Consider the following 4059-nt stretch of genomic DNA (forward strand, 5'->3'; position numbering starts at 1 on the left):
TCGTTTAAAAGTTCTGCCAACTTTATTAGATAAACTTACTGACCTGTTCGCTAAAGGGGACGACAGGATTCCCGAGTCTGTGCTGGCAATGAATCATAGAATTGATGAGCCGCTACGCAGTAAAATTAATGCCGCAATGCAGGAAAATGGAGCAGGTGTTTTACTAAGAGACTTGCAAGCATGCAATGGCTTTGATCTGATGAACGAGCTAGCGAGTATCGACTTGCCTAGCTTAATCATAGTGGGTGATCAGGATATTATGACCCCGCCCAAATACGCTGACTACCTCAAGAAGGCTTTAGCTAATGCAAGTCTGGCTCTTATACCGGGTGGCAGTCATATGGTATTTGCCGAGCAAGCAGATGAGGTGAATGCCAGAATAGATAGCTTCATCAATACACTCTAATCATACCCGTAAACAGAGGGTTTCACCCCTCGCTAGAATCTGCCACCGTGCTAAACCGCTAGCGAGGCTCGGAGGCCTCTGCCCACGAATAATAGAAATTGCTACCTCATAGAATATTACCATTTTGCGGTTTGCTTCCTTTTGCAGGGTGTAGCTGATGTTATAGAATTCTCCGCTCAGAAGAGAATAATAGGTAGTCACGAAATGGAAGCTTATCTGCAGGCTTGCCCCTATATCGATTGGCGGCACGAAGCCGTGCAACGTCAGGCAAGTTTGTTAGCGCAAGGAAGGCAAGATTGCTACGTAATCGCCCAAAGGTGTTTTGGGTTTGTGCGTGATGAAATAAAACACAGTTGGGATTACCGGTTGAATCCGGTGACGGTTTCAGCTTCTCAGGTGCTTGAACACGGAACAGGTTTTTGTTACGCAAAAAGCCACTTATTGGCTGCTTTACTTAGAGCGAATCAAATTCCGACTGCGATATGCTATCAACGTGTACGTCTCGATGACACCCCTAGCTTTTGTTTGCATGCACTAAACGCTGTGCATCTGCCTGACTATGGTTGGTACCGTATCGATGCACGTGGGAATACCCCTGAAATCGACGCTCAATTCACGCCTCCAGTTGAAAAACTGGCAATTGAGCGATATGGTTTGGGAGAGTTTTTTCTCGAAGGGCTCTATGAAGCGCCCTTATCATCTGTGACCAAGCTACTTGAGAGCTGTGAAACGATAGAGCAAGTAGCTCAGCGTTTAAGTGAAACTGATACTTTGGGCCATCAAAGCAATGAATAAAATGCCATTCTCTCTTCAGGTGACTATATTTCTTGTCACATTCTCGCTATTAGCTATTTATATGGTTGGCGGCTTAGAAACCGAAGATGGTAAAACTCTCTTGGTGATCGTACTTATTGGTGGCTTGATCTCCACACTCCGAGCAGCCTACCTAAGAAATAAGCAAATTAAGAAAGCGATAGCGCGTCAAAAAGAGCTGTCTTGAGCTTAACTCATCAGCTTTGCTTTTTTCGTCGCACTAACTGGCTCAATAAGGCTCTAAGCTTCGCGGGTTTAAGCGGTTTGCTTAAAAAGTTGAAGCCTTGCCCTTTCGCTATACTCGCCAACTCTGGTTCGGAGGCGGCTGAAATGATGCAGACGGGAACGTCTTGCCCCCATATCTCTAATAGCTCATTCGCTAATTTGATACCGTTTGAATACTTGTCTTCGCCTTCATCATGCGTCAGCTGGTAGTCCATGAGTAGCACGTCAGGTACAAAGTGTTTGGTACTATCATCGAGAATACTTTCGGCACTGTTGTAAGACAGCATCTTGCAGTTCCATTTGTTGAGCAGTGCTTCGGTAGCTTTAAGGTTTTCCTGTTGGTCATCAACATAAATGACATTTAAACCTTCGATATCGCTTTCATTAGCGATCTCTTGCGGAGCCTCGATGATTTTGGGTAAGTGGCTTTGAGGTAAGGATATAGAGAAACAGCTGCCCTTCCTTAGTTTTGAATCGAGAGAAATGGGGTGTTGAAGTAGTTCTGCTAAACGCTCTGCAACAGCCAGCCCTAGGCCTAAACCGGCAATACTCTTTTGAGTCGGGGCTCGATAGAAGTCTGAAAAAATACGCGCCTGGTCGGTTTCCGCGATGCCTGAGCCAGTATCATAGACGCATACTCTCACGCGTTCACCTTCGCGACGGCAGCCGACCAAGATCTTACCGCTTTCGGTATATTTAACAGCATTAGAAAAGAAGTTTTGCAGGATTCGTCGCAGATATTTTTTATCGGACTCTACCACCAGTGAACTGGGTACGAAATGTAGTTCAACCTCGTCCTTAACCAATACTTTAAATTCATTTACCAGGGGTTGAAGGATATCGTCTAATTTGAATCGGCTGAGTTGTGGCGACAGGGAGCCGGTATCCAGTCGTGCTATTTCGAGTAGTGAGGAAATGATACTTTCGGCGCTTAGAATCGCATCCCGAATTTGCACGATAGTGCTCATGTCTCGACGGTCTTCTTTTACATCTAGCAAGGTATTGGCATAGAGCTGAGCGGCGTTGATTGGTTGTAAAATATCATGGCTGGCTAGGGCCAGAAAGCGCGATTTAGTGGTATTCGCTTCTTCTGCCACGGCTTTGGCCTTTAGCAATTGCTCTTCAACTTCTTTTCTCAGTTCAATCTCTTTACGTAAATCCTGATTGATAGATTCAATCTGAGCGGTACGGCTTTGCACGCGTTGCTCCAAGTAAAGATTGTTTTGTTCGAGTTCATCCTGAGCGGCCATAAAGTCGGTGATATCGTCATAAGTGGTGACATAGCCTCCATCGGGAAGAGGGTTGCCCTTTATCTCGATAACGTGGCCGTTATGATGCTTGCGTACAACACGATAAGGCTTTCCTTGCATCAAATGTTTAAGACGTCGTTGAACATGCTCGTCAATGGCCCCAGGCCCCAATAGTCCGCGCTCAGCATTGAAGCGAACCAAGTCAGAAACTGCAATTCCGATTTGCAGCATGCCTTGGGGATAGTTAAACATTTCTTCATAGCGACGATTCCAGGCAACCATATTGAGGTCTCCGTTGACGACGCTAATGCCCGAAGAAATATTATCGAAGGACGCGAATAAAATATCCTGATTGAAACGCAGTGCTCGGGTCGTTTCTTCAAAGATATTAACGACTTCTTCTACCGCCAGCTTCTGACCACTCCTTAGGCTTTCTATCATGGCCTGAGAGGAGGCAACGCCAACAATGCCAGATAAGGATTGTTGGGCTTTTTTGATCAGTCGAGCGTCGGCTGTATTACCGCTGGTATGGTCGTATTCACCAAAGAGTTTGTTAGTGATGCTGCTGCCAACAAACTGTTCCAAAAGTGAGCGCAGGTCGAAGGTGCTAATATCGTCATAATTTTGGTATTCCGAGGCACGTTTTTGGGACTGGTTAGTAAAAGCCAGGGCTTGAATTCGGTCTGATAAAGTTGTTCTGTTTTGACGTGAAACGACGATAGTGGTGAGGATATTGGCGAGTAAGCTTAGAACCACACCTCGACTGAATTCATCGCTAAAGCTTAAACCAAAGAGAAACTCCGGGCGCAACCATTTTACACCCAGAGGGCCTTGCGAAAGTAAATCTGTTGATACCATGCCGGTATCAACCAGTAGCGGCAGCATTAAGGTGTAGGCCCAAGTGATCAGTCCTGCTGCCAGCCCGGCATAGATTCCCGTGGCATTACTTCGCGTCCAATATAGCCCAAAAATAATAGCCGGTGCCAGTTGAACAGCTAATGCAAAAGCTGTCAGGCCGATACTGGTCAAGGCTGCATTTTCAGCAAAAACGACCTGATAGAGATAAGCAAAAATAACGACCAGAACCACAGTCAATCGGCGCGCAAAAATAAGCGATTGTGTGTAGTCTTTAAAACGATTCGCCCCTTTTTGACGACGCATAATGATTGGTAGAATAACGTCGTTGCTTAGCATTTGGCTTAAGGTGACGGTTGCCACGATGATCATTGCGGTTGCCGCAGAAAAGCCACCCAGAAAGGCAATTAAAGAAAGTGTTTGCTGCTCTTGAGCCAATGGGATTGAGATGACATAGGTATCTGCCGAGACTTGCCCATCTGCAAACATCAGGTTTCCTGCCTGAGCGAT

4 protein-coding genes are annotated in these 4059 nt (G+C 45.9%); 3 read left to right on the top strand and 1 reads right to left on the bottom strand.

Features of this window, described 5'->3' with window-relative positions; all coding sequences use genetic code 11:
- The 3 genes from A3735_RS31040 to A3735_RS15570 form a co-directional block, all read left to right on the top strand.
- A partial coding sequence (locus tag A3735_RS31040; protein ID WP_197485908.1) for an alpha/beta fold hydrolase occupies positions 1-406 on the top strand: 406 nt, incomplete at its 5' end.
- A gap of 204 nt (positions 407-610) precedes the next feature.
- Positions 611-1201, top strand: a complete 591-nt coding sequence (locus tag A3735_RS15565) for a transglutaminase family protein (protein ID WP_068516587.1) — start codon at positions 611-613, stop codon at positions 1199-1201.
- Entirely contained in the window at positions 1194-1406 is a 213-nt protein-coding gene (locus A3735_RS15570) for a hypothetical protein (protein WP_156490258.1), read from the top strand. The genes A3735_RS15565 and A3735_RS15570 overlap by 8 nt, the downstream gene beginning before the upstream one ends.
- 10 nt (positions 1407-1416) lie before the next feature.
- Here A3735_RS15570 and A3735_RS15575 read toward each other — a convergent pair.
- A partial coding sequence (locus A3735_RS15575; protein WP_231882563.1) for a PAS domain-containing hybrid sensor histidine kinase/response regulator occupies positions 1417-4059 on the bottom strand: 2643 nt, incomplete at its 5' end.

It is taken from the genome of Oleiphilus sp. HI0061, from assembly GCF_001635675.1.

What these genes read in the sequence shown, in the direction of transcription:
- A3735_RS15570 (WP_156490258.1), top strand. Translation starts at nt 1,194, where the DNA reads ATGAATAAAATGCCATTCTCTCTTCAGGTGACTATATTTCTTGTCACA.
- A3735_RS15565 (WP_068516587.1), top strand. Translation starts at nt 611, where the DNA reads ATGGAAGCTTATCTGCAGGCTTGCCCCTATATCGATTGGCGGCACGAA.